Genomic DNA, 25,856 nt, shown 5'->3' on the forward strand with positions numbered 1-25,856 from the left:
ACAGGCTTACGGGTCTTCGGGCCCTGTGATTGTTCATGACAGACAGCGGGGGCCGGCGAGTGCTGTACGTCGACTCCGACGCGGCCGCGCGGCGGCGCGTGGCGTCGGCGCTCGCCGCGGAGGGGCTGGACGTACGGACGGCGGCGACGGCGGCCGAGGCGCTGGGCGGCCTCCGCAGCAGGGGTGTCGACTGTGTGGTCACCGCTTACGACCTGTCGGACGACCACGGGGGAGCCCTCGTTCGCGGCGTCCGAACGATCGCGCCCGGTCTGGCCGTGACCCTGTTCGCCGACGCGGGCGTCGACCCGCCGGACGCGGCGGCGACCGGCGACCTGCCGGCGCTGGTACCGCGAAGCGAGGGGCCTGCCGGACTCGCCGAACGGGTCGCAGGCGAACTGCGGTCGGGGGGCGGGTGGGCCCCAGGCGATCCCGGCCGTGCGGTGCCCGAGGCGCTCAAGGAGCGGGCGATGGACGAGGCCCCCGTCGGGATCACGATATCCGACCCGTCGCTGCCCGACAACCCGCTGATCTACGTCAACCAGGCGTACGTCGAGATGACCGGCTACCGGGAGGACGAGGTACTGGGCCGGAACTGCCGGCTCCTCCAGGGAGAGGGGACGAACGAGGACCGCGTCGCGGAGATGGCGGCGGCGATAGCGCGGGACGAGCCGGTAACCGTCGAACTGCGCAACTACCGGAAGGACGGAACGGAGTTCTGGAACCGCGTCGACATCGCCCCGATCGTCGAGGACGGCGCGGTCACCAACTACGTCGGCTTCCAGACGGATATCACGGAGCGAAAGCGGGCAGAGCGCCGTGCCGAGCGTAACGCCGTCGCCGCGCGGCGGGAGCAGGCCAACCTGGAGCACCTGGTCGACCGGGTCCAGGGGCTCATGCGGGACGTGACCGCGACGACCGTGCGGGCGGAGAGCCGCGACGAGATGGAGCGGGAGGTGTGTGCCCGGATCGCGGCGACCGACAACTACGTCGCGGCCTGGGTCGGCGACCTCGTCCCGACCCTGGATCGGGTCGAGGCGCGCGCGAGCGCGGGCGAGTCGGCCGACCGGCTCGCCGACCTCTCGGTCGACGTCGAGGCGGCTTCGGGTCCGACCGCCGAGGCGGCGACGACCGACGCCGTCCGCGCCGTGGTGCGGGCCAGCGACCCGCTCCATGCCGGGGCGTCGGCCGTCGCACCGCCGTCGGCTGAGGCGCTGGCGGCGGTGCCGCTCGCGTACCGCGACTCCCGGTACGGCGTGCTCAACGTGTACGCGGCGGACGCCGAGGCGTTCGACGACCGCGAGACGGTCGTGCTCGAATCGCTCGCCCGGGCGGTCGCGTCGGCGGTCGCACGGTTCGAGAGCCGCCGGGTGCTCACCAGCCACACCGTCACCGAGTTGACCGTCGGGTTCTCGGACGAGACGAACCCCTTCGTCGCCCTGGCCACCGACGCGGACGCACGCCTGGAGTACGAGGGGGGACTGCTCGACGACGAGGGCCGCTGGGTCACCTTCTTCGCCGTCGACGGGGCCGACCCCGAGCGCGTCTGCGCCGCCGCGTCGACCGACCCGGCCGTCGCGGCCGCGACCCCGCTCTCGACGGCCGACGACGGCGGGGTCGTCGAGATAACCGTCGCCGACCCGACGCTCGTCGAACTGCTCGCCGACAGCGGCGCGCGGACGACCGGTGTCACCGTGACCCCGGACGGCCACGCCCGGCTCCGGCTCGACGTGGCCGACAGGGACGCGGTTCGCACCGTCGTCGAGTCGGTCGCCGCGGTGTACGACGGGACGGAGCTGCTGGCGACCCACGAGCGCGACCGCCCCTCCCGCACCCCCCGGGAGTTCCGGTCGAACGTGATAGACCAGCTGACCGAACGCCAGCGCGTGGCGCTCCAGAAGGCGTATCTCGGCGGCTTCTTCGAGTGGCCACACGAGGTCTCCGGCGACGAACTCGCCGAGTCAATGGGGATCTCACGCTCCACGTTCCACCAGCATCTCCGTGCCGCGGAGCGCAAGATCGTCGCCGAACTGTTCGCCGACGCGGTCCCTGACTAGTTTGGTACGTCGTCTATTGTTGATTATCACCAAAAACCGATCGTATGCCACAACCCGGCTCCGAATCGATATGGCTGTGGATAGGCACCGCAGGAATGACGCTCGGTATGCTGTACTTCATCGGGAGAGGCTGGGGAGTACGCGACACCGAGCAGGAACAGTTCTACGTCATCACGATATTCATCACCGCGATCGCGGCGGCGTCGTACTTCTCAATGGCGACGGGCTTCGGGCTCACGGAGATCGAGGTCGCAGGGGACACCCTCGACATCTACTGGGCCCGGTACGCCGACTGGCTGTTCACCACGCCGCTCCTGTTGCTCGACCTCGCGTTGCTGGCACGGGTCGACAGGAACACGATAGCCACCCTGATCGGGCTGGACGTGTTCATGATCGTCACCGGGCTGGTCGGCGCGCTGGTGACCGAGTCGGTCGCGTTCCGCCTCGCCTGGTGGGGGATCAGCACCGCCGCGCTGCTGTTCCTGCTGTACTTCCTGGTGCAGGGGCTCTCGGAGATGGCCGACGAGCGCCCCGCCGAGGTGAACAGCCTCGTCAGCACGCTCCAGGGAATACTGGTCGTGCTGTGGATCGCGTATCCGATCGTGTGGATCGTCGGCACCGAGGGGCTGGGGTACGTCCCGCTGTACGCCGAGACGGCGGCGTTCATGGTGCTTGACCTCTCGGCGAAGGTCGGCTTCGGCTTCGTCCTGCTGCGGAGCCGCTCGGTGCTCGACGCCGCGACCGACGTGCAGCCAGCCTCGCCGACGGCCGACTGACCGCGGCCGTTCCCCGGCCGTCCCGGACGGCCCGCCCGTAGCAGCGCCGCCGGTCGCTCCCGGCGGGAAACTGACCTCTCACCCGTCGCTCACCCATGCTCCACCCCCTGATCGTCGTCACGTACTTCGGGTTTCACCTGACGTTCGTCGTTCCGCCGGCGGTCGGCCTGACGGCCGCGTCGCTGTCCCGCCCGGCTCGCGAGGGCGCGGACGTGCCGGTCGGCGGTCTGGCCGCCATCGTCGTGCTGGCGCTTTTGTACACGACGCCGTGGGACAACTACCTCATCGAGCAGGGGGTCTGGCACTACGGCGAGGGCGTCGTCGCCGGGACCATCTGGCACGCGCCGGTCGAGGAGTACCTGTTCATCGCGCTCCAGCCGCTCGTGACGGCGCTGTGGCTGTCCCGGGTCCACGACGGCGGCGACCCCGGCCCGACAGCGACCGTCCGAAACCGGGTCGCCGGTCTGCTCGCCGGCGTCGCCGTCGGCGGCGTCGGCGCGGTCCTGCTGTCGAGCGACCCCACGTTCTACCTCGGCGCGATCCTGCTGTGGGCCGCGCCGGTGCTGGCCATCCAGTGGGCGTTCGGCTGGCCGTACCTCTGGCACCACCGACGGGTCGTCGCCGTCGGCGTCGCGGTGCCGACGCTGTACTTCTGGGTGGCCGACCGGATCGCGCTGGCACAGGGGATCTGGGTGATCTCCGAGACGTACACGGTCGGGGTCGACATCCTCGGCCTGCCCGTCGAGGAGGCGCTCTTTTTCCTCGTGACGAACCTCTTCATCGTGCAGGGGCTGGTCCTGTACGAGTGGGTGATCGAGCGGTGGCGGTAGACCGGCCGACCATCCCGACCCGGGCGGTCCGGCGGACGCTCAGGACGGCGGTGTTGCGCCCATCGTGGGCGGTCCTCGGCGCGCTCGCAGTCGTTTTCGCCGCCGGCGCGACGCTGCCGCCGCGGCTCCGGTACGCGCCGCTCGCGCTGTCGGTCGTCCTCTTCGGCCTGCCACACGGCGCGGTCGACCACCTTGCCGTCCCGCGGGCTCGCGGCCGGTCGCCGTCGGCGCGGGCGGCGCTGGCCGTCGGTACGCTGTATCTCGTGCTCGGGGCGGCCTACGCCGCGCTGTGGGCCGTCGCGCCGGTGCCCGCGGCCGTCGGGTTCGTCGCCCTCACCTGGCTCCACTGGGGACAGGGCGACCTCCACGCCGCCGTGGCGCTCGCGGGGGCCGACCACCTCCGGACGCGTGCACAGCGCGGGCTGTTCGTCGCCGTCCGTGGCGGCCTGCCGATGCTGGTCCCGCTGCTCGCGTTTCCGGGCGAGTACCGCCGCGTGCTGTCGGCGTTCGTCGCGCTGTTCGGCGACGGGTCGCTGGGGGCCTGGGCGCGGCTGTTCGCTCCGGAGGTTCGCCTCGCCCTCGGTGTCGGCTTCCTCGGGCTGACGGTCGCCAGCCTCGCACTCGGTCGGGCCCGTACCGGCCCGGACGCCGGCGGGTGGCGGGTCGATGCCGGCGAGACGGCCCTGCTGTGGGCGTACTTCCTGACGGTGCCGCCGCTGTTCGCCATCGGCGCGTACTTCCCGCTGTGGCACTCGCTCCGGCACGTCGCCCGCCTCATGCTGGTCGACGACGACGCCGCGGACCTGCTCGCCGACGGCCGGTGGCGTCCCGCACTCGCCCGGTTCGCGCGGGATGCCGCCCCGCTGACCGCGCTCTCCCTCGTCTTCCTCGCCGCGTTCGCGGTCGCCGTGCCGGGCGACCCCCGTTCGGAACTGGGCGTCGCGGCGCTGTATCTCGTCTTTATCGCCGTGTTGACCCTCCCCCACGTGGTCGTGGTCTCCGCGATGGACCGCGCCGAGGGCGTCTGGCGACCCGGGCACGCGGGGCGCTGACGGCTAATCTGTAAACAGTTATCCGTGCGGGCGCGCAAGGCCGAACCAAGATGGCCAAGGACGTCAAACCCACTCGGAAGGAGCTGATGCAGATCGAGGACCGCATCGAACTCTCCGAGCGGGGCCACGACACGCTGGAGAAAAAGCGGGACGGCCTCATCATGGAGTTCATGGACATCCTCGACCAGGCACAGGACGTTCGGGGGAACGTCGAGGAGAACTACGAGGACGCCCAGAAGAAGATGGACATGGCCCGCGCGATGGAGGGCGACGTGGCCGTCCGCGGGGCCGCCGCCGCGCTGAAGGAACATCCCGAGATCACGACGGAGTCCCACAACATCATGGGCGTCGTCGTCCCGCAGATCGAGTCGAGCAAGGTGAAAAAGAGCCTCGACGAGCGCGGCTACGGCGTCGTCGGCACCAGCGCCCGCATCGACGAGGCCGCCGAGGCCTACGAGGAACTGCTCGACTCCATCATCCTCGCCGCCGAGGTCGAGACGGCGATGAAGAAGATGCTGGACGAGATCGAGAAGACAAAGCGCCGCGTCAACGCCCTGGAGTTCACGCTCCTGCCCGAACTGTACTCGAACCAGGAGTACATCGAGCAGAAGCTGGAGGAGCAGGAGCGCGAGGAGATCTTCCGCATGAAGAAGATCAAGGACAAGAAAGAGGAGGAGGAGGCCGAGGCCCGCAAGGCCGCCGAGGAGACGGAGCAAGAGACCGTCACGGCCGACGACTGAGGGCGCGACCCGACCGTCAAGCGCTCGGGCGACCGTCACGACGACGCGCCGCCGTATCTTTTTCACCTCGCTGCCCGACGCTCCGGTATGGACTGCCCGGACTGTGGCGCGCCGACCGTTCGCTTCGCCGTGCCGTCGGACCTGCGGGACCACGCGCCCGACGACGGCGACGCGGCGGCGATCTGTACCGACTGTCTCCGCGTCCATCCGGCGGCGGAGCCGGCCGACGATCCGGAGTTCGGCGCGGTGAGCGACGCGTTCCCGACGGCGGCGAGCGCGGCGGTGCCGGCGGCGCTGCTGCTCGGGGTGCTCCCGTCGCTGGCGCTCAACCGCGAGTCGATCACCGTCCTCGTCGGGCGCGTCGAAGCCGCCGGCACCGACCCGCTCCTGCTCTGTGACCGCCTCGCCGCGGACCCGACGCTGTCGCCGTCGGTGGATCTGGAGCGCCGCCGCCACCAGCTAGAACAGTTGCTCTAGAACGCCGGCGAGATGTCGGCGGCGTGGCTCCGGTAGCTCCGGAACACGTCCCAGGCCCACGCGGCCGCTGCCGGGCGGTCGTTGCTGACGACGCCCCGGAGGTCGCCCCCGTCGTCGTAGGTCACCACCCGCGTCTTCCACCCCTCGTCGGTCCTGCCCAGCACCATGCCGAACGGCACGCTGTCGACGGTCAGCGGCCGGAACCCCCGGTCGACCATGGCGCTCGCCCGGTCGCCGAGGATCTCCCGCAGCCGTTCGGCCAGCGTGGCGTCGAAGACGAACTCGGCGGTCGCGCCGCGTTCGCGGACGGCGTCGTCGACGAGGTCGACGATCCGCGCCCGGCTGATCACCGTCGAGAGCCCGTACAGGCGGGAGGCATCGCGGAGCACCGATTCGACGGCCCCCAGCGAATCGCGCCGGTTCCTGTCGTCGACTGTCGCCCCGCGGAGCAGGCGGAGGTCGAGCGGCGCATCCGGGGGCAGAGGGGACAGCACGTCGGTAGCCGTCTGCAGGTCCCGCGTCGCGGCGAACAGGCTGTCGGCGATCGATGCCGCCAGCCGGCCGACGGCGGTCAGCCGGTAGCCCCGGTCCGTCTCCTCGGCCAGCCCGGCGGACCACAGTTCGCGGAGGGCGCGGTCGACGGTGGACCGCGAGACGTCGAGGTCGTCGACGAGGGACCGTTTCTCGCATGGTCCGGCGCGGAGGGCGACGAGAAAATCGTGTCTGTTGCACAGCGTCCGTACGAGCGCCATCGCGTCCTCGCGGTCCATTCAGTTCTCCGATACTTCGGGCAGCGTGTTATGTATGGTGGCCGACTCGACGGCGGGCGTCACGACCGGCCGAACTCGTCGGCGGCCGCCCGGTAGCGCTCGAAGGTCGCCTCGCCCCACTCGACGGCCGCCGGGGAGTCGTTGACGACGACCCCGCGAAGCTCCGACTCCGGGCCGTAGACGGCGACGGCGACCCGCTCCGTGTCGCCGTCCCGGGTGAGCGCAAGCCCGAAGGGGAGCGTGTCGGTCTCGTACACATCGACCCCGCTCTCGACTGTTCCGCTGACCACGTCGGGGTACGACTCCCGGAGGTGGTCGGCGACGGACGCCGCGAGGACGATCTCGGTCCGAACCTCGCCGTCCAGCGTCGCGGCGGCGATGCGCTCGACCGACTCCGGAGCGGTCACTGCGGCCGCGAGGCCGCGGAACTCGTCGGCGGCCGTGACCAGTTCGGTGAGGCGCTCGACCGGCCGGTACGGCGTCGGTGGCTGCGCACGGTGGACGGTCCCGCCGCGAACGGCGTCGAGGGTGATCGGCGCGTCGGCCGGCAGTTCCGCCAGCAGCGGTCCGGCTTCGTCGACCGCGTCCAGCGCGTCGACGAACTCCCGGTAGCTCCGGACCGCGAGCCGTCCGCTGGCCGACACCGTGTACCCACCGTCGACCCGTGTGACGAACCCGGCACCCTCGAGTTCGCGCAGCGCCCGGTCGACCGTCGACCGGGACACCGACAGGTCGGCGGCGAGCGTCCCCTTGTCCGCGACCGCCCCGTCGAGCCGCTCCAGCGTCTCGACGCGTCGGGTGACGAGGTCGATCACGTCCGGCTCGACGTCCGTTCGTGCCATCCCGTCGATGTATTCCCAGTCTGACGTATAAATCTGACTACTGGCCGCCGTCGGCGTCGCTTACACGCCCGTTGAGTACCGCAGCAGGCCGGCGACCCCGCCGAAGGCGTCGTACAGCTGTTCGCCCTTCTCGAAGTCCGTCGAGATGAACTTCGTCTCCGTGCCGCGCTGCTCGGCGATGGCGATGAGGTGGTCGATGGCGTCCTCGCGCTCGCCCTCGTCGGCCGGCACCTCCTCGCCACACTCCGAACAGGTGTGGTCGGGCGTGTTCTTCCGGCGGTCGATGACCTCGCGCTCCTCGTGGCCGTTGGAACACTCGTAGGTGATCACGTCCTCGCGGAGGTCCTCGCTGATGAGCAGCGTCTCCACCGACCCCATGATCAGGTTCCGCCGGGTCTGCTCGAACCCGTAGGTGGCTTCGTCGCCCGCGTGAAGCTCCTTGAAGAAGTCCTGCATCAGGTTCTTGTCCTTCATCACCTCGGCGTCGGCGAGCGCGTCCTCCGCCGCGTCGACGAGGTCGTACAGCCCGGACTCGTCGGTGTAGGACACGTCGAACTTCCCGAGCACCGTGTCCTGCAGCTCGTGGTGGAGGTAGTCGCCGTCGAGGAACTCGTCTTTCGTCGGCGAGGGACCGCCGACGAGGATGCCGTCTAACTCGTGGCGCTGCTCGACGAACAGGTCGTTGGCCATCCCGGCGACCTCCTGGTAGAAGTTGTCGATCGCTTCGAGGCGCAGGCGGGCGAACCGCTGGGCGGACTGGCCGCCTTTGCGCTGTTTGCCCGGCACCAGCGAGGTGGCGGACTTGACGGGTTCGACGCGCTTGCCCCGGAGCCAGCCGACGTTGGCCTCGCGCCGGTCGAGCACGATGAGGCCGTACAGCCCCTTGTCCGCGAGCATGTCCTCCAGCGGTTCGGTGAGGAACTCCGAGTCGCAGTGGTAGCGGAACGACTCGATGGCCATCGGCGGGCTCTCCAGGACCTTCGTGATCATGTCGGTCTGGCCGCCGCCGGAATCGACCGCGCCGGAGAAGATGACGACGCCGTTCTCGGGCGGGTAGTTGTCGAAGTAGCGCAGGCGCGACTTGATAGAGGAGAGGGCGTCCTGCACGTTCGTCCGCGTCTGCTTGGATTTGATGTTGCTCGCTTCGCTGTGCTCCTGTGTGACGTGCTGGACGACGGAGCTGATCTGCTTGTCGTCGGGGATGTAGATCGTGACGAGCTGCGTGCCCGACCCCTCGTACTCCTTCAGGTCCTCGATGACCTTCCGGAACTCGTATTTCTTCCGGTCGGACTGCTCGCTCTCCTGCTGACTCATTATCGTGTGTACGCCCCGGAGCGGCTAAGTATTCTTTGTCTTTGTGGGGGTCCGTCCGCCGCGGACCTCGGTTCCGGGCGTCGCCGTCGTGTTTCGGCGGTTCGCTCGCCGTTCCGACGTCTCGGAGTCTGACGATGTTTTATTACCCGGCCACGTCTTGACACGGGTAGCAACATGGCATCGGACACAGTGTACGCCGTCGCGAGCGGCAAGGGCGGCGTCGGAAAGACGACGACGACGGTGAACGTCGGCACGGCGCTTGCCGGTGCCGGCAACAGCGTCGCCGTCGTCGACGCGGACATGGGGATGGCGAACCTCGCGGGGCTGGTCAGCCTCTCGCCCGACGCGACGACGCTCCACGAGGTGCTCGCCGGGGAGGCGTCGGTCGAGGAGGCGACGTACGAACTCGCCGACGGGATCGTGGCGGTCCCGAGCGGCGCGGACCTGGAGAGCTACGCGGACGTCGACGCCACGGGGCTGGGGGACGTCGTCGACCGCCTCCGCGAGAAGTTCGACTACGTCCTGCTCGACGTGGGGGCGGGCATCAGCCACGAGTCGGTGCTCCCGCTCGGACTGGCCGACGAGGTGGTGCTCGTGACGACGCCCGAACCCGCGTCAGTGAAGGACGCCTCGAAGACGGCCGACCTGACCGAGCGCGCCGACGGGAGCGTCGCGGGCCTCGTCATCACCCGGGTCCGCGACGACCGGAACTTCGACTTCGAGGGGATCGCCGACCGCGTCGGCGTCCCCCTGCTCGGCACCGTCCCGGAGGACGACGCGGTCCGTGACTCGGTGTACACCGGGACGCCGGTGGTCGTCGACTCGCCCGAGAGCCCTGCCGCGGTCGCGTACCGACGGCTGGCGAAGCGGCTCGTCGGCGACGACGACGACCCCGCTGCCGGTTCTGAGGCGGCGGCCGCGACTTCCGACGCCGAGGATGCGGACGACGAGGACGACGGCGTCGACGAGGAGGACGACACGGAGCCGACAGCCGACGACGCGGACGAGGAGACGGCGTCGCACACCGAGGTGTCCAGCGCCATCGAGGACGTGGACGACGGTGATACGGGAAACCGGCACACTGACGACGACTCGGCCGCTTCCGCCACCCCGGACGCCGGGGCGTCGTCAGCGGATAGGGACGGCGAGACGGACGACGACGGCGTGACGATCCCCGACGCGGAAGGAACCGACGGCGGCGAGGACGACGGCGACGAGGACCGGATCGCCTTCGAGGAGGACGACGAGGCGGTCCCGTTCAGCGACCGGGACCCGTCCGGGGCGGGCGACGACGCGGACGAGGACGGCGAGGATGGGGACGGGGATGACGACGAAGACGATGACGGCGGCGGCATCCTCGGTGGGCTGCTTGGCTGACGGCCGCTGCAGTCACCGACGTACTCGTTCTTCCGAACGTCTTCGCACGAAACGGGAAAGTTGAACACGGAGTCCCGTCAATCGCGGCGTATGTCCGACTCCGACAACTCCGTGCCGTTCATCTGGATACTGCTGTTCGTGCTGCTCGTGATCGGTGGGATGGTGCTGGCGATCAACTTCGTCGGCGGCAGCGTGTTCTGAGGCGGCCAGTCCGTCTATGGCCGGCGATCGCCCGACCTACATCGACTCGGGCGCGTCCACGCCGAGCACGTCGAGCGCGTTGCCGACGGCGTGTTTCGACGCCGTGACGAGCGCGAGGCGGGCGTCCCGCAGTTCGGGGTCCACGTCGTCGGCGAGCACCGGGCACTCGCGGTAGAAGGCGTTGAACCGCTCGGCGAGCGTCCGGGTGTAGGTGGCGACGACGTGGGGCTCGAGGTCCGCAGCGGCCTCCTCGACGACCGCCGGGAAGCGGGCGACCGCGCGGAGCAGGTCCCGCTCGTACTCGGTGTCGAGCAGGTCGGCGTCTACGTCCCCGAGGGCGGCCGCCGCGTCGCCCCCGGCGGCTCCGTCCGCCTCGTCCAGAATGCCACAGCATCTGGCGTGGACGTACTGGACGTACGGCGCGGACTGTGCCTCGAAGTCCAGCGCGCGCTCCCACTCGAAGGTGATCGCCTTGGCGGGCTGTTTCGAGACGATGTCGTAGCGGACCGCGCCGACGCCGACCTGCCGGGCGATGCGCTCGACGTCCTCGTCGGTCAGGTCGTCGTCGCGGATACGGTCGTCGAGGCGGTCCTCGACCTCGTCGCGGGCGCGGTCGATCGCCTCGTCCAGCAGGTCGTCCAGGTCGACGCCGGTGCCCTCGCGCGTGCTCATCTTCCCTTCGGGGAGGTTGACGTAGGAGTACAGCACCTGCTCAAGCTGGTCGGTGTCGTTGCCGAGCAGTTCCAGCGTCGTCCGGAGCTGGTCGGCCTGCAGGCGATGGTCCTCGCCCAGCACCGTCACCGCGCGGTCGTAGTTGTCGAACTTCCACTCGTGGTGGGCGAGGTCGCGGGTCGGGTAGAGGCTGGTGCCGTCCGAGCGCAGGAAGACGAGGTTCTTGTCGATGCCGTGGTCCTCTAAGTCGAGCTGCCAGGCGTCCTCCTCGTAGACGGCCTCGTCGAGGTCCTTGAGGCGGTCGACCACGTCGTCGGTCGAGCCGTCGAACATGAACCGCGTCTCCTTGACGAACTCGTCGAACTCGGCGGGGAGCCGGGCGAGGCAGTCCTGCATCCCGCCGAGCACCTGGTCGACCACCTCGCTGACGCGCTCGTAGGTTTCCTCGTCGCCGGCTTCGAGGCCCTGCATGATCGACTCTATCTCCGCCTCGGCCTCGGCGACCGCCTCGTCGTCGGCGTCCTCCAGAAACGCGTTGCCTTTCCGGTAGTAGCGCACGAGGTCGTACTCGACCCGGTCGCGTTCGGGTTCCCCGTCGAGGTCGTCCTCGTCGAACCGCTCGTACGCCCAGGTGAACACCGCCATCTGCCGGCCGGCGTCGTTGACGTAGTAGTGGCGGTCGACGTCGTAGCCGGCGTAGTCCAGCGAGTTGGCGACTGCGTCGCCGACGATGGGGTTGCGCGCCCGCCCGACGTGGACCGGGCCGGTGGGGTTCGCGCTCGTGTGCTCGACGACGACCGAGGTGTCCTTCGGGTCGAGCCGGCCGTACGACTCGCTGCGTGCCGCGTCGAGCGCGTCGGCGAAGTAGCGCTCGCTCGGCAGGAAGTTGACGTACGGCCCCTGCGTGTCGACGCGGTCGACGTACTCGCAGTCGCCGACGTCGACGGCGTCGGCCACGTCGGCGGCCACCTTCGGCGGCGGCGCGCCGACCTCGCCGGCCAGCCGGAAGGCGACGCTCGAGGCCAGCACGGCGTCGACGTCTTCCGGCGGCTCCTCGATACCGAGGTCGTCGGTCGGGAGGTCGAGCGCGGCCAGCGCGTCGGCCAGCACGGCCTCGACCTCCTCGCGGACGGCTAGGAACATACGCGCTCGTTTTCGGGCCGGGAGTATAGGGGTGACGGGTTGCGGTCGGGGTGTGGCGGCTGAACACGGTCTCCGCCGGGCGTCGCGTCCGAACCGCTTTACTGTCCGCCCTGCGACCGGCCGGACATGCAGTACATCTGGGCGGCTGCCGCGGTCGGGGTCGGCGTCGTCGGCGTCGCGCTGGCGGCGCTCGTGCTCCGTCGGCGCGGGTCGACCGACGCACGGGAGTCCCGGCGGGCACACGAGGCGGCACAGGAGCGCGAACCGCCGGTCGAGATCGGCGGGACCTACGAGTTCGGCGTGACGGAGTTCACGGACCACCACTCCGGCGAGCGCGTCGCCGTGGGGAAAGTCGAGGGGTTCGTGCTGTTCGTCGAGGACGTGCCGGACTCGCTCTCGGCGGGCGACGTGATCCGCGCGAAGGTGCTGTCGTTCAACGAGGGCCGGACCTCGGCGGACGCGACGTTCGTCGAGCGGGCCTGACGGTCACGAGTCCGGGCTTCGAGTCGCGTCCGTCGACCCCCGAACCCGGCGGGGGTCGTGCTCGAACCCGATGCGACCGCCGGGACCGTACTGTTCCAGTTGCCGCGCTATCTCCGTTACGTCGGCGACCCCGGTGAACGCGAAGAGCCCGTCGACGAAGGGGAGCGCCGCCGCCATGCCGGCGACCGTCGGTTCGTACGCCGGGCTGGCCGCCAGGGGGTTGAGCCACAGCACCGCTGGTGCGCGCCGCGAGACCCACGCCAGCCCGTCCGTGAGCGCCGACTGGTCGCCCGTCTCGATCCCGTCGCTCACCACGACGACGACCGTCCGGCGGTCGACTGCGGTGGGGTGGTCCCGCCGAACCGTGTCGACTGCGTGGCCGATCCGCGTCCCGCCGCCCCAGGCCGTCTCGGCGCGTTCGAGTTCGCGGAGCGCGTCGGCGGTCGTCGGCGCGTCGAACGCGGCGCTCACCTCGCGCACCTCGCTGTCGAAGAAGAACACCCGGCTCCGCCGGAGGCGCGCGGCGACGGCCCGCAGGAACCGCAGCAGGAAGCCGCGGTCGACGGTGTCCAGCACGGACCGCGACACGTCCGCGAGGACGAGCGCGCGGAGGGCCGACGCCCGGCGGTCGCGCTCGGGGACCGACGCGACGGCCCCGCCCGTCGCGACGCTCCGGCGGAGCGCCCGGCGAGCGTCGGCCTGCCGGCCCGTCGACGCCGGCTGCCAGCGGCGGCCGCGCAGCGTCGCGAGCGCGTCCACCAGCCGGTCCACGGCTGCGTCGAGCGTCCCGTCCTCCGCGACCGGGGCGGCGTCGACGGTCACCCGTTCCGGGCGGCCGGCGGGGCTGTAGGTGGCCGTCGTCGCGTCCTCGTCGGCCGTGCCGGGGCCGTGTCCGAGCGCGCTGGTCATGATGGAGACGGCCGCGTCGTTCCCCCCGTCGCCGTCCGAATCCGCCGTTCCTTCCTCGTCGGCTGTCGCCCCGTCGGCGGGGTCGTCGGCTCCCAGCGGGGCGAGCGCGCCGTCCGGGCGGTCATCGGCCAGTCCCCCGGCTCCGTCGCCGTCGAGGTGGGCGTCGAGGCGACGCCAGAACTCCGCGAACATGCGGTCGAACGCGTCGATGTCCTCGGCGCGGGTGACGAGCGCCGCCCGGAGCGCCGCCCGCGCGCGGTCCTCGTCGTCGAAGCCGACCTCGACCAGCGCGCGGGCGGCGACGAGCGGGGCGTTCGCGGGGACGTCCACGCCGGCCCGGCGGAGCGTGCGGACGAACGTCAGCAGGGCGTCGACCACGTCGTCGCGGACGCCCGCCACGTCCGGCACGTCGCCGGCTGGCTCGCGCATCGTCAGCCGTCCGCCCGCGCCTCGCGGGCGGCCTCGACGAGCGTCTCCAGCAGCGTTTCGTCGACTCGTTCCACGTCCTCGACCTCCTTCAGCAGACAGCCGATGGTGTGTTCGATCTCGGCCGTCGTGAGCGGCTCGTCGTCGCCGTTCCGCCGCAGGTCCGCGACGGCGCGCGCCCAGTCCAGCGTCTCCGCGACGCCGGGCTGCTTGCGGAACGGCTCCTCGCGCAGCCGCTCGGTGACCGCACACAGCTCCGCGGCGACCGCGCCGTCCAGTTCGGGTACCTTCCGCTCGACGATCGCTCGCTCCTTCTCGAAGCTCGGCGGCTCGACGTGGAGGAACAGACACCGGCGCTTCAGCGCGTCGCTCAGCCCGCGCGTCCGGTTCGAGGTGATGACCACGACCGGCGGCGTCTCCGCACGGACCGTCCCGAGCTCCGGCACCGACACCTGGAAGTCCGACAGCACCTCCAGCAGGAGCGCCTCGAACTCCTCGTCGGCCCGGTCCACCTCGTCGATGAGCAACACCGGCGGCCGGTCACCCTCGCTCGACAGCGCCGTCAGCAGCGGCCGTTCCAGCAGGTACTCCTCGGAGAACACCGACGCGTCGGGGTCGTCGACGCCGCCCTCGTCGGCCTGGACCGCGAGCAGTTGCTTGGTGTAGTTCCACTCGTACAGCGCGTTCTCGGCCGCCAGCCCCTCGTAACACTGGAGCCTGACGAGGTCGGTGCCGAAGCCCTCGGCCAGCACCTTCGCGAGCTCGGTCTTGCCGGCCCCCGGTTCGCCCTCGACGAGCAGCGGGCGGCCGAGCCGGAGCGAGAGCAGGACCGTGGTCACGATGTCGTCGTCGGCGACGTAGTCCGTCGCCTCGAACGCAGCCCGGAGTTCGTCCTCGGTCACGTCGCCGAAGCCGTCGCCGTCGCTCACGCTCCACACCTCCCGGACCGTCGCCGGCAGCGCGTTCGTCCTCGGCAGCCCGGCCGTCGCCGAAACCGTCGCTTGCCGACGGCTCGTCGCCGCCGTCGCGCGTCGCGCGGCGGCACGGCTGGCGTCCGGTCGGGCCGGATCACGCCGGCACGATGGCCCCGGCGCGTTCGGCCGCCCGGCCCAGCGCCCGCTCGGTGTACACTTCGAGCAGGTGGGCGCGGTACTCCCCGGACGCCTGCAGGTCGTCCATCATCATCGAGGTGTCGAGGTCGTCGGCCACGCGCTCGGCCGCCGCCGCGATGGCGTCCTCGCCCAGCTGCTCGCCCTCGATGGCGTCCTCGACGGGGTCTAAGCGGACGCCGTGGTCCATCGCGCCGTTCGCGCCGACGCGGGCGTCCGTGACCGTCCCGTCGTCGACCTGCAGTCTGGCGGCGACGCCGATCAGCGCGTAGCCGGAGGACGGGCTGGGTTTTTTCACGTACGCGCCGCCCGCCGAGCCGTCGACGCGGGGCACCTCGACCCGCGTGAGGAGTTCGTCCTCAGCGAGGTCGGTCATGTACATCGCGACGAAGAAGTCGTCGGCGTCGATCCGACGCTCCCCGTCCCGGCCCTCCGCGACGAGCGTGAGGTCGCTGGCGATGGCCGCGCCCGGCAGGTCCGACGCCGGGTCGGCGTGTGCGAGGTTGCCGCCGATGGTGCCGCGGTTGCGCACCTGCGTGTCGCCGATCTCGCTCGCGGCCTCGGCGAGCGCCGTCGCGCCGTCCCACAGCTCGTCCGTGTCGTCGATCTCGGCGTAGGTCGTCAGCGCGCCGACGCTGGTCGTGTCGCCGTTGTGGTCGATCCCCTGCATCGCGTCGATGTGGCCAATGTCCACGACGACGTCGGGGTCCGCCAGCCCGCTTTTCATTGTCGGGAGCAGGCTGTGGCCGCCGGCCAGCACCTCCGCGTCCGGGTGTTCGTCGAGCAGGTCGAGCGCGTCCTCGACGCTCTCGGCGCGCAGGTAGTCGAACTCGCCGGGGTACATCACGCACCACCCCCGTTCTCCCGCATCGCGCGCCAGACCTTCTCGTCCTTCAGCGGCATGTCGATGTGGTCCACGTCGAACGGCTCCAGCGCGTCGACGACCGCGTTGACGACGGCCTGCGGCGCGGCGATCGTGCCGGCCTCGCCGACGCCCTTGACGCCGAGCGGGTTGTGCGGCGAGGGCGTCACCGTCGAGTCGGTCTCCATCTCGGGGATGTGCTCGGCCTTCGGCACGGCGTAGTCCTGCATCGACCCCGTCAGCAGCTGGCCGTTCTCGTCGTACTCGGCGGCCTCGTAGAGCGCCTGCCCGATGCCCTGGGCGACGCCGCCGTGGATCTGCCCCTCGACGATCTTGGGGTTGATCTGGTTGCCCACGTCGTCGACGGCGACGTACTGTTCGAACTCGATCTCGCCGGTGTCGGGGTTGACCTCGACGACGGCGGCGTGCATGCCGAAGGGGAACACGAAGTTGTCCGGGTCGTAGAAGCTCGTCGCCTCCAGCCCCGGCTCCGTCTCCGCGGGCATGTCGTGGGCGAGGTACGCCTGCTGTGCGACCTCCTTGATGTGGAGCGACCGGTCCGGTGCCCCCGAGATGTGGAACTCGCCGTTCTCGAACTCGATGTCGTCCTCGGTGGCCTCTAACTGGTGGGCCGCGATCGATTTCGCCTTCTCGACGACCTTCTGGGAGCTCTTGACGAGCGAACTCCCGCCGACTGCGGCCGACCGCGAGCCGTAGGTGCCCATCCCATGCGGGATCTCGTCGGTGTCGCCCTCGACCACGTCCACGTCCTCGTAGTCGATGCCGAGTTCGTTGGCGACGATCTGGGCGTAGGTGGTGTCGTGGCCCTGCCCGTGGCCGGACGTGCCACAGAACGCGGTCACCGTCCCCGACGGGTGGAATCGGACGAGCGAGGACTCCCAGAGCCCGGCCTGCGCGCCGAGCTGCCCGGCCAGCTCCGACGGCGCGAGGCCGCAGGCCTCGATGTACGCCGAGAAGCCGATCCCGAGGTATTTGCCCTCCTCGCGCGCCCGCTCCTGGCGCTCGCGGAACGAGTCGTAGTCGACCATCTCCAGCGCCCGGTCGAGCGTCTTCTCGTACTCGCCGCTGTCGTAGACGACCGCGACCTGCGTCTGGTACGGGAACGCGTCGTCTGGCACGAAGTTCTGCCGCCGGAACTCGACGGGGTCCATCTCCATCTCCTTCGCGCCGAGGTGGATCAGGCGCTCGACGAGGTACGACGCCTCCGGGCGGCCGGCACCGCGGTAGGCGTCGACCGGCGGGACGTTCGTGAACGCCCCGGTCACCTCACAGTGGATCGCAGGGATGTCGTACTGCCCCGAGAGCAGCGTGCCGTAGAGGTAGGTCGGGACGGCGGGGGCGAAGGTCGAGAGGTACGCGCCGAGGTTCGCCTCGGTCTCGACCTGCAGGCCGACGATGTTGCCGTCGTCGTCCATCGCGATCTCGCCGTGGCTCTCGTGGCCCCGGCCCTGCGCGTCGGTCAGATACGTCTCCGAGCGCGTGGCGATCCACTTCACCGGGCGCTCGACCTGCTTTGCCGCCCACGCGGCCAGCGCCTCGTCGGCGTAGTGGTGGATCTTGCTCCCGAAGCCGCCGCCCACGTCGGGGGCGCGGATCTGGAGCTTGTGTTCCGGGTGGTCGATGACACCCGACATGAGCAGGCGGTGGAGATGCGGGTTCTGCGTCGTCATCGCCACCTCCAGCTCCTCTGTCGAGGGGTTGTAGTCCGCGACCGCGCCGCGCGGCTCCATCGCGTTGGGGATCAGCAGCTGGTTCTCCAGGTCGACGCTCGCGGTGTGGCTTGCCTCCTCGAACGCCTCCGCGGTCCGCTCGGCGTCGCCGATCTCCCACTCGAAGGCGGTGTTGCCCGGCGCGTCCTCGTGGAGGTCGGGCGCGCCGTTCAACGCCTCGTTCGGGCTGGTCGCGGCGTCGAGGCGGTCGTACTCGACGTCGATAGCGTCGACGGCGTCGTGGGCGGCGTACCGCTCCTCCGCGATCACGATGGCCGTCGCGTCGCCTTGGTACCGGACGCGCTCGCCGGCGAGCATCGGGTGGTCGACCTGCCGGAGCGAGTCCAGCAGCCACCCCACCGGGAGGTTCCCCGGCACGTCGACGTCCTCGGCGGTGAACACGGCGATCACGTCGTCCATCGCCTCGGCGGCGCTGGTGTCGACGCCCTCGATCTTCGCGTGGGCGTGCTGGCTCCGCTTGACCGCCATGTGGGTCATCCCCGGGAGCTGGATGTCGTCTGTGTACTCGGCATCGCCGGTGAGCAGGGCGGGGTCCTCCCGGCGCTCGATGGCCGAGCCGAGGATGTCCGCGGCGTCGACGTCGTCCGGGTCGACGGATTCGACGCTCATCTCAGTCGTCCCCCTGGGCGGCCGCCCCGCCCATCTTCTCCGCGGCGTTCTCGACCGCGTTGACGATGTTCTGGTAGCCGGTGCAGCGACAGAGGTTCCCCTCCAGCGCCTCGCGGATCTCCTCGTCGTCGGGGTCGGGGTTCTCGTCCAGCAACTGCGTGGCGGTCATCATCATCCCCGGCGTGCAGTAGCCACACTGCAGGCCGTGTTCCTCCTGGAACCCCTCCTGAATCGGGTGGAACTCGCCGTCGTCGGCGAGCCCCTCGACCGTGGTGATCTCCCCGCCGTCGGCCTGTGCCGCGAGCACGGTGCAGGACTTGACGGCGTCCCCGCCGAGGTGGACCGTACAGGCCCCGCACATGGTGCTCTCGCACCCCACGTTGAGCCCGGTGTACCCGAGCTGGTCCCGCAACGCGTGGACCAGCAACTCCCGTGATTCGACTGTCAGTTCGTGTTCCGTCCCGTTTACCGTGAGCGTAATGTCGTGTTCTGCCATGACTGGGTGCGGCCGGTCGGGCCGCGTGGTTGCGGACCGGCGCGGTCCATCGTTCGGCCGACGTGGCCGGACTGTGCGACTGCCGCGAGCGCGTGGCGACTACAGCAGGTTTCGGACGCGGTCGCGAAGCCCCTCGGAGTCGTCCTCCTCGGCGACTTCCGTCAGCCGGTCCTCGACGCTGCCGAAGAACCGGTTGACGACCCGGTTCGCGACCGGGTTGATGACGCGCTGTCCCATCTGTGCGACCTTGCCGAACACGTCGGCCTCGGCCTCCCACTCGATGTCGACGCCCTCGTCGGTGTCGACCAGGGTCATGCCCGAGGACATCTCGAACGAGGAGTCGCTCGCGCTGCCCTCGCCCGAGGCGTTCATCGACGGGAACTCCCGCTCGTCGATGGTGATCACCGTCCGGAAGCTCGGCTTGACGCTGCCGACGCCGAGCTGCATCAGCGCCGCGTAGTGGCCGCCCTCGACGAACGCCCGTTCCGAGATGTCCTCCGGATCGGCCTCCGGCAGCGTCGGCGGGTCGTCCTCGGCGTCGGCCTCCCCGAGCGCGTCGAAGTCCACGTCGTCCGGGTCCTCGACCCGCGTCAGGAACTGACAGCCCGGCAACGACTGCTTGATCAGGACCGGGTCCGACAGCGCGAGCCACACCTCCTCCGTCGACACGTCCTCGATAGTGAACGTCCCGTCGAACTCCACGGTCAGCTCACCCCGACCCGTCTCGTGTGTCGTGTTATCGTGGTTCTTGGTACCATTCTACTGTGAGAAACAGGCTCGCTCACGTAATAAACTTTAGTGAGGGTTGGGCTCCGGAGCCGGCCCTAACTCGATGCACGCCGGCCGTGGACGGGGAACGCGTGACGTGTCGTCGCTGCTCGCCGAGACCGGCGCTCGCCTGGCGGCGGTAGCTTCTTTCCGATTCGTGCCGTAGCGTTCGAGGGCACTCGTCCGGTGGGGGAAGCGTCCAGTCGTGCTGTCGGACTCCAGGAGCACGGTGTCCCGAACCCGTCGAGGCAGTCGTCTACCGGATACGAGGGGCCGACACACTCGACTACCACGCACCATGAGCACGGAGTCACAGGGGGATTCGACGCGGTACTACTTCATCAGCGACCTGCACATCGGCGGCGACGAGACTCTGCAGGAAGTCGAGTTCATGGACGAACTCCTCGCCTTCCTCCGGGAGTTGGAGGCGAGCGACGAGGACGCCGAACTCATCGTCAACGGCGACGCGTTCGGGCTCTGGGAGTTCACCGAACTGGAGGGGATGGCCAAGTTCGACGCGCTCCTCGAACGCTATCCGGAACTGTTCGAACAGCTCCGGAAGACCGGCGAGCGCATCCCGATCACGTTCATCCCCGGGAACCACGACTACGAACTCGCGTGTCACGCCGAGTACGTCGACCGCCTCGCCGAGTACAACGTCACCCTCGAACAGGAGGTCGTAATCACCCGCGAAGTCGCCGACCGCGAGATCTGGATCGAGCACGGCCAGCAGCGCGACCCGAACAACGAGAGTCCCGACTTCGGCAACCCGTACGCGAACCCGCCGGGGTACTACGTGAACCGCCACATCACGAGCAGAGCCGGCCGGCTCTCGAAGCGCGGGAAGTTCAACTGGCTGAAGGACATCCAGTCGGTGACGCCGACGACGCAGATCCCCGACTGGCTGGTCTCCCAGTACTTCTACCGGGAAATGAGTCCCCTGCTGCGGTACGCCGCGGTGCCGTTCCTCCTGCTCTTTCAGGTGAGCGTGCTCTATCTCCTCGCGGTGGTGCTCGACGCCGTCGGCGTCTGGTCGCTGCCGGACGCGGTCGTGACGTTCGTGCTCACTCGCCTGAGCGTCGTCGGTACGCTCATCGACTTCGTGCTCGTCGTGAACGCCGTCGTCATTGCCGTTCTCGCCATCCTCGCGGTGCCGCTCTTTTTCCTCGTCCGGGACGTGCGGAGGACGCTCGACCGGTTCGGCCTGATCGGCGGCGACGACCCGGAGGACACCAACGACAGGTACCTCGACGCCGCCCAGGGGGTGTTCGACGCGCACCCCGAGGTCGCCGTGTTCGTCTACGGGCACACCCACCGCGCATCTGTCACCGAGGTCGATGACCGCGTCGTCGTGAACACGGGGACGTGGCTGCGACGGCTCCACCGAAAGCCGGTGGTGCTCGGGCTGATCCCGCACGTGTTCTACCCCTCGTACCGCCTGAACTACGTGTGCATCTCCGAGGCGGACGGGTCGGTCGTCGTCGAGTACGAGGTCATCCCGAAGCCGGACCCGGCGGACCTGACGCTGCTGGAGCGACTGCTCGCTCGACGGGGACGGGTCAACCAGTCGATCCCGGAGCGGACGAGCGTCGACGGCGAACGGCCGACGGTGTACCAGTCCGAGCGCTCCGACGACGACGTGGCCGTGAGCGGGGAGAACGCGGACGGCTGACCCGTGCTTCGACAGGTCGCAGTCCGACGCTCCGTCCGAGTTCGTCCTCACACGCAAGCCCATGGAGCATACCACGCACTGGTCCCGAGAACACGTACGCCATCCAACGAACGCCCCTGGGAAAAGAGAGGGTTCAGCCAGTTGTTGCTTCCAGGGTCCCCCACCCCTGGCAGTCGTCCAGTTGCGGGCGGTCGGGCTTGGATCGGATTCGTGTGGCCGATCGATCACCGATTTCGCGACTCGTCGTTCGCGTCCGAACCCTTCCAGTCGCCCTCCGTTCCTTTGCGGAATTCGCCTTTCGCCTGGCGTTCCCGCGGCCACACCGCGGTCGCGAGCAGCGCCACGTAGAACACGACGACGACCGCGATCACGACCGGTCCCTGGATTCGAGCGATCGCGGCGGCTCCGATCCAGTCATCGCGCACCGCGAACGCGGTTACTCTGAACACCCACGCAACGAGGAGAACGCCGAGCAACGCGAGATACACGCGCCGCAGGCGGTTTGCGAGGGCCTCCTGCATCGACACTTTCACGGTCGGCTCACGGTAGTCCTGACTCAGTTCTACTCGCCAGTCGGCGCGTTCGACGTCCCGTGACGGGTCCAGGGCAGTTGCGATCAGGTTCTCCTGAAGCATCCGAGCGCGTGCCCGAAAGACGTCGTAGTCCCGGTACCGCCGCGCCTCGATGCCGAGGAAGACCGTGACGACCACGATCCCGATCAACAGGATGTAGTGAGGGTTGTCGGGGCTCGCGAACGCCCACGTCAGGATCGCTGCCATCACCGTCACCGCCCACGTCGTCGTCTGGTCGAGGCGCTGTCGCCACGTGTCCACCCGGCCGAGTTCCCCCCGGTACGCGTGGGCCATCACCGAGCCGAGACCCGTGCTCTCGTCGACCATCTCGCGACCGATCTCCCGCTGTTCGGGCGTCGTCGGATCAAACGTATCGTCGTTCGAGTCCCCCATGCGCGACGAACACCGCGGCGTCTCATAAGCGAATGCGGCGCGGACGTGAAACGTGTCCGCGACCGCGAAGCCGACCACAGCACGCTACCCAGCAAGGGCGCGTACCTATATCAACGAGGGCATCGAAGCCACGGATGGCACGATGGTGTCGCTACTTGCTGTCGCCGGGGTCGCGGTCGCCGTCTTTGTCGGATTCAACATCGGCGGTTCGTCGACGGGCGTGGCGTTCGGGCCGGCCGTCGGCGCCCGCCTCCTCAGGAAAGCGACCGCGGCAGCCCTGTTCGTCGGGTTCGCGTTCCTCGGGGCCTGGACCGTCGGCCGGAACGTCATCGCGACGATGAGCAGCAGTATCGTTCCGGCGGCGCAGTTCACCCCGGTCGCGAGCGTCGCCGTCCTGTTTTTCACCGGCGGCTCGCTGCTGATCTCGAATCTCTACGGCGTTCCGGCGTCGACGTCGATGACGGCGGTCGGGGCCATCGTCGGCCTCGGCCTCGCGACGGACTCGCTCAATCAGGCGCTGATGTTCACGATCCTCTCGGCGTGGATCGTCGCACCGCTGCTGAGTTTCCTCGTCGGACTCGTGGTCGGTCGCTACGCGTACCCGTATCTCGACCGCTACGTCGCGTTCACGCAGTTCGACCTGCACTTCGTGCAGCTCGACCGGTCCGGACGGGTTCCGCGACCGTACCTGAATCCGCGTGCGTCACCGCGGGACGTGGTCGGGTCGGTATCCGTCGTGGTCATCGCGTGTTACATGGCGTTCTCCGCGGGGGCGTCGAACGCGGCGAACGCCGTGGCCCCCCTCGTCGGTGAGGGCGGGACGCTCACCGTCGACCAGGGCGTCCTGCTCGCGGTGCTGGCTTTCGGGCTGGGTGGGTTCACCATCGCCCGTCGGACGCTGGAGACGGTCGGGGACGACATCACCGAGCTGCCGGTGCTCGCGTCGCTGATCGTCTCGGTCGTCGGCGGAACGGTGATCACGATCCTGTCCGCCTATGGGATCCCCGCTAGCCTCGCGGTGAGTACGACCTCGACGATCATCGGGCTCGGCTGGGGGCGTGCAAGCCGGGCGAGGACGCTCGCGGAGCTAGCGACGCCGACACCCGAGCCGTCGGACGTCGAGGTCTCGACCGGTGCGCTCGTCACGTCCCGCGCCGAGGACGCGCCGACCGGCCCAACCATCGGTGATGTCGCCCGCCAGGAGGCCACGGCCGAGAAACCCGACGAACTCCCGGACATCCCAGACGTCGGTGCGGAGGGCCCGGCGGACCTCGACGAGAAGAGCCTGTTTGACCCGATGGCGGCCAAACGCATCGTGACGATGTGGGTGCTGACGCCGTCGCTGGCAGTCGCCACCTCCTACCCGGTGTTCATGTTCTTGCTGTAAGCGGTCGTGGAACCCCGACGAATACAGGTAGAGCGAACGGTTGGCCGAAAGCGGGAACCGGACGCTGGGACCGACGTACTTCAGCGTTGCCGGAGTAGGGCAGACGCTCAACGATGGCCACAGACACACCCTCCCGTGAAGCGATCGAAGACCGGATCGAGCATGTCGGGCGATACGCCCGCCTGATCCGGGCCGGATTGGTCGTTATCGTCAGCGCCTTTCTCCTCGCGCTCGGCGGTGTGCTCCCGGCCCATCTCGACAGCCCAGCACGGGCGATCCAGTCGGTACTCATGCCGCTCACGTTCGTCGGCCTGGGCCTCATCCTCTACGGGATCGGGATGCATCTTCACCTCATGCACCTGAACATCGTCCGGCAGCTCCAGCCGGCGAGCGAGGACGACTCAGCGGGTCCGGAGACGAAGTGAGGCCCGACCGAAACGGACGAACAGTGGCGGAGTGCGTATGCGGTGGCTGGGTGGTCTGCTCCGCTTGCTTGCGTACTTTGAAGACCGGACGGTCGGGAGGCAACGTATGGAACTCGTCGAAGCCACCCGCGACGACCTCGATGCGCTCGTCGCTCGCTGGGCTGCGCTCGCGGAGTCGATGGAGTCGTTCGATGAGTTGAACGAACTCGTCGACGCGGCCGCCGACGACGTCGCCGAAGCCGGCTTCCGCGAGCAGCTCGACGACGAACGCGTCACCGACTACCTCGTCGTCCACGAGGACGAGCCCATCGGCTACGTGAAACTCCGCGAGGACCACCACCCCTCCCGACAGTACGCACACGCCCTTCGCATCGTCGACCTGTACATCGACGAGGCCCGACGAAACCGCGGCCACGGCACGGACGTCGTCGAACGCGTCAAAGCGGTGGCCCGGCGACGAGGCTGTGACCACCTCAAAGTCGCCTGTGACTGGCGGAACGACGCTGCGCGACGCTTCTACCGAGACACGGGGTTCCGACCGAAGCAAGTCGAATACGCGCAACCGTTGGAGTGAGACGCCACGGAGAGGAAAGAACGTTTTACCCTCGGCGGCCTTGCATCCTCCAATGAGCGACTCGGACGGGCCGAAACAGGTCGGCAACCCCGACTACCACAGCGAGAACCACACGGCCGCCCAGACGTGTGGCTGGACGGCCAACGCCCTGCGCGGCGAGGGGAAGTGTTACAAGTACATCTTCTACGGCATCGAGTCCCACCGCTGCATGCAGATGACGCCGGTCGTCAAGTGCAACGAGCGCTGCGTGTTCTGCTGGCGCGACCACGCGGGCCACGCGTACGAACTCGGCGACGTGGAGTGGGACGACCCCGCCGCCGTCGCGGACGCGAGCGTCGAACTCCAGCAGAAACTGCTCTCGGGCTTCGGCGGCAACGACGAGGTGCCCCGAGAGGTGTTCGAGCAGGCGATGGAGCCCCGGCACGTCGCCATCAGCCTGGACGGCGAGCCGACGCTGTACCCGCACCTCCCGGAACTGATCGAGGAGTTCCACGACCGCGACATCACCACGTTCCTCGTCTCGAACGGGACGAACCCGGAGATGCTGGATCGCTGTGACCCCACCCAGCTGTACGTCAGCGTCGACGCGGCCGAGCGGCACACGTTCGACGAGGTGGTCAAGCCCGTCGACGACGACGCCTGGGAGCGCCTCGTCGACACGATGGACGTGCTGGCCGACAAGGACGACACCCGGACCGTCCTGCGGACGACGCTCGTGAACGGACAAAACATGCGCGACCCGGACTGGTACGCCGGGTTCTACCGGAGGGCCGACCCCGACTTCGTGGAGCTGAAGGCGTACATGCACGTCGGCCACTCCCAGGGGCGGCTCGACCGCGACTCGATGCCCGACCACGAGGACGTGCTGGCCTTCGCCGAGGACGTGGCCGAGCACATGCCCGACCACGACGAGATCCGCGGCGTGCCGGAGTCCCGCGTCGCGCTGCTCGCCCGCGAGCAGGACACCTGGGTGCCGAAGCTGAAGAAGGGCAGCGAGTTCTGGGAGCGCGACCCGGTCGTCGGCGACTGAACGCGTCCGGCCACGGCGTCGGACCGGTGCGTTTAGGTGACCGCCGCGCGAAGCAACGAACAACGCGCTCTTCGTTCCCTACCGTTCCAAAACTGGAATGCGTTCCACATCCGTCATGCTTATGCCGGCAGGCCGACTACCG

Annotated in this window: 23 protein-coding genes and 1 pseudogene; 13 read left to right on the top strand and 11 right to left on the bottom strand. The window is 69.5% G+C overall.

Going from position 1 to position 25,856, the window contains the following annotated elements; translation table 11 throughout:
• The first annotated feature begins 35 nt into the window (after window positions 1-35).
• The 6 genes from D8896_RS01435 to D8896_RS01460 all read left to right on the top strand — a co-directional run bounded on the left by D8896_RS01435 (window position 36) and on the right by D8896_RS01460 (window position 5,929).
• Window positions 36-2,054: a bacterio-opsin activator domain-containing protein gene (locus D8896_RS01435; RefSeq protein WP_121820290.1), complete on the top strand. Its 2,019-nt coding sequence runs from the start codon at window positions 36-38 to the stop codon at window positions 2,052-2,054.
• A gap of 44 nt (window positions 2,055-2,098) precedes the next feature.
• Window positions 2,099-2,830, top strand: a complete 732-nt coding sequence (locus D8896_RS01440) for a bacteriorhodopsin (RefSeq protein ID WP_121820291.1) — start codon at window positions 2,099-2,101, stop codon at window positions 2,828-2,830.
• 95 nt (window positions 2,831-2,925) lie between these two features.
• The gene (locus D8896_RS01445; RefSeq protein WP_121820292.1) at window positions 2,926-3,660 is read left to right on the top strand and encodes a lycopene cyclase domain-containing protein; all 735 of its coding nucleotides are present in this window, start codon (window positions 2,926-2,928) and stop codon (window positions 3,658-3,660) included.
• Window positions 3,651-4,712, top strand: coding sequence for a Brp/Blh family beta-carotene 15,15'-dioxygenase (locus tag D8896_RS01450; protein ID WP_240451984.1), 1,062 nt, complete (start codon window positions 3,651-3,653; stop codon window positions 4,710-4,712). The genes D8896_RS01445 and D8896_RS01450 overlap by 10 nt, the downstream gene beginning before the upstream one ends.
• Before the next feature lie 50 nt (window positions 4,713-4,762).
• On the top strand, window positions 4,763-5,452 hold the full coding sequence (locus D8896_RS01455) for a V-type ATP synthase subunit D (RefSeq protein ID WP_121820293.1): 690 nt from the start codon (window positions 4,763-4,765) through the stop codon (window positions 5,450-5,452).
• A gap of 87 nt (window positions 5,453-5,539) precedes the next feature.
• Complete coding sequence (locus D8896_RS01460) at window positions 5,540-5,929, top strand: DUF6276 family protein (protein ID WP_121820294.1); 390 nt, start codon at window positions 5,540-5,542, stop codon at window positions 5,927-5,929.
• Here D8896_RS01460 and D8896_RS01465 read toward each other — a convergent pair.
• Genes D8896_RS01465 through prf1 form a run of 3 tightly spaced genes read right to left on the bottom strand, consistent with a single transcriptional unit; the run spans window position 5,926 to window position 8,855 of the window.
• Window positions 5,926-6,699 (bottom strand): helix-turn-helix transcriptional regulator, encoded by a 774-nt coding sequence (locus D8896_RS01465; RefSeq protein ID WP_121820295.1) that lies wholly within the window; start codon window positions 6,697-6,699, stop codon window positions 5,926-5,928. The genes D8896_RS01460 and D8896_RS01465 overlap by 4 nt on opposite strands.
• Window positions 6,700-6,758: 59 nt before the next feature.
• Window positions 6,759-7,541 carry a helix-turn-helix transcriptional regulator gene (locus tag D8896_RS01470; RefSeq protein WP_121820296.1) on the bottom strand — a complete coding sequence of 261 codons (783 nt, stop codon included), beginning with the start codon at window positions 7,539-7,541 and terminating at the stop codon, window positions 6,759-6,761.
• 60 nt (window positions 7,542-7,601) lie between these two features.
• Window positions 7,602-8,855 carry a peptide chain release factor aRF-1 gene (prf1, locus tag D8896_RS01475; RefSeq protein ID WP_121820297.1) on the bottom strand — a complete coding sequence of 418 codons (1,254 nt, stop codon included), beginning with the start codon at window positions 8,853-8,855 and terminating at the stop codon, window positions 7,602-7,604.
• Window positions 8,856-9,029: 174 nt separating this feature from the next.
• On the opposite strand from prf1, the pseudogene minD reads away from it, so the two are divergent.
• Window positions 9,030-9,911, top strand: a pseudogene (gene minD / locus D8896_RS01480) (cell division ATPase MinD); the annotation flags it as partial.
• A 558-nt stretch (window positions 9,912-10,469) separates the two neighbouring features.
• On the opposite strand, the gene argS reads toward minD, so the two are convergent.
• The gene (gene argS / locus D8896_RS01485) at window positions 10,470-12,248 is read right to left on the bottom strand and encodes an arginine--tRNA ligase (RefSeq protein WP_121820298.1); all 1,779 of its coding nucleotides are present in this window, start codon (window positions 12,246-12,248) and stop codon (window positions 10,470-10,472) included.
• 126 nt (window positions 12,249-12,374) lie between these two features.
• Between argS and D8896_RS01490 the strand changes: the two genes are divergently transcribed.
• A complete protein-coding gene (locus D8896_RS01490; RefSeq protein WP_121820299.1) occupies window positions 12,375-12,731 on the top strand; it encodes a TRAM domain-containing protein in 357 nt (118 codons plus the stop codon).
• Between the two features lie 3 nt (window positions 12,732-12,734).
• On the opposite strand, the gene D8896_RS01495 is transcribed toward D8896_RS01490, so the two are convergent.
• The 6 genes from D8896_RS01495 to D8896_RS01520 form a co-directional block, all read right to left on the bottom strand.
• Window positions 12,735-14,069: a VWA domain-containing protein gene (locus tag D8896_RS01495; RefSeq protein WP_121820300.1), complete on the bottom strand. Its 1,335-nt coding sequence runs from the start codon at window positions 14,067-14,069 to the stop codon at window positions 12,735-12,737.
• Between the two features lie 2 nt (window positions 14,070-14,071).
• A complete protein-coding gene (locus D8896_RS01500; protein WP_121820680.1) occupies window positions 14,072-14,995 on the bottom strand; it encodes an AAA family ATPase in 924 nt (307 codons plus the stop codon).
• Between the two features lie 139 nt (window positions 14,996-15,134).
• Window positions 15,135-16,019 (bottom strand): FAD binding domain-containing protein, encoded by an 885-nt coding sequence (locus tag D8896_RS01505; protein ID WP_121820301.1) that lies wholly within the window; start codon window positions 16,017-16,019, stop codon window positions 15,135-15,137.
• On the bottom strand, window positions 16,019-18,397 hold the full coding sequence (locus D8896_RS01510; RefSeq protein ID WP_121820302.1) for a xanthine dehydrogenase family protein molybdopterin-binding subunit: 2,379 nt from the start codon (window positions 18,395-18,397) through the stop codon (window positions 16,019-16,021). Before D8896_RS01510 ends, D8896_RS01505 begins: the two co-directional genes overlap by 1 nt.
• Before the next feature lies 1 nt (window position 18,398).
• A complete protein-coding gene (locus tag D8896_RS01515) occupies window positions 18,399-18,893 on the bottom strand; it encodes a (2Fe-2S)-binding protein (protein WP_121820303.1) in 495 nt (164 codons plus the stop codon).
• A gap of 99 nt (window positions 18,894-18,992) precedes the next feature.
• Entirely contained in the window at window positions 18,993-19,595 is a 603-nt protein-coding gene (locus tag D8896_RS01520) for a CoxG family protein (protein WP_121820304.1), read from the bottom strand.
• Between the two features lie 364 nt (window positions 19,596-19,959).
• Between D8896_RS01520 and D8896_RS01525 the strand changes: the two genes are divergently transcribed.
• On the top strand, window positions 19,960-21,333 hold the full coding sequence (locus D8896_RS01525) for a metallophosphoesterase (RefSeq protein WP_121820305.1): 1,374 nt from the start codon (window positions 19,960-19,962) through the stop codon (window positions 21,331-21,333).
• Between the two features lie 224 nt (window positions 21,334-21,557).
• Here the strand turns inward: D8896_RS01525 and D8896_RS01530 are convergent, their stop codons facing one another.
• A complete protein-coding gene (locus D8896_RS01530) occupies window positions 21,558-22,298 on the bottom strand; it encodes a DUF2270 domain-containing protein (RefSeq protein ID WP_121820306.1) in 741 nt (246 codons plus the stop codon).
• A gap of 142 nt (window positions 22,299-22,440) precedes the next feature.
• Between D8896_RS01530 and D8896_RS01535 the strand changes: the two genes are divergently transcribed.
• From D8896_RS01535 to twy1, 4 genes are all read left to right on the top strand, one after another.
• The gene (locus D8896_RS01535; RefSeq protein WP_121820307.1) at window positions 22,441-23,685 is read left to right on the top strand and encodes an inorganic phosphate transporter; all 1,245 of its coding nucleotides are present in this window, start codon (window positions 22,441-22,443) and stop codon (window positions 23,683-23,685) included.
• 113 nt (window positions 23,686-23,798) lie between these two features.
• Complete coding sequence (locus D8896_RS01540) at window positions 23,799-24,110, top strand: hypothetical protein (protein WP_121820308.1); 312 nt, start codon at window positions 23,799-23,801, stop codon at window positions 24,108-24,110.
• 106 nt (window positions 24,111-24,216) lie between these two features.
• Window positions 24,217-24,684, top strand: coding sequence for a GNAT family N-acetyltransferase (locus tag D8896_RS01545; protein ID WP_121820309.1), 468 nt, complete (start codon window positions 24,217-24,219; stop codon window positions 24,682-24,684).
• Window positions 24,685-24,736: 52 nt separating this feature from the next.
• Complete coding sequence (twy1, locus tag D8896_RS01550) at window positions 24,737-25,714, top strand: 4-demethylwyosine synthase TYW1 (RefSeq protein ID WP_121820310.1); 978 nt, start codon at window positions 24,737-24,739, stop codon at window positions 25,712-25,714.
• Window positions 25,715-25,856 lie beyond the last annotated feature (142 nt).

It is taken from the genome of Halostella salina (assembly GCF_003675855.1).
GTDB classification, from domain to species: Archaea; Halobacteriota; Halobacteria; order Halobacteriales; family Natronoarchaeaceae; genus Halostella; species Halostella salina.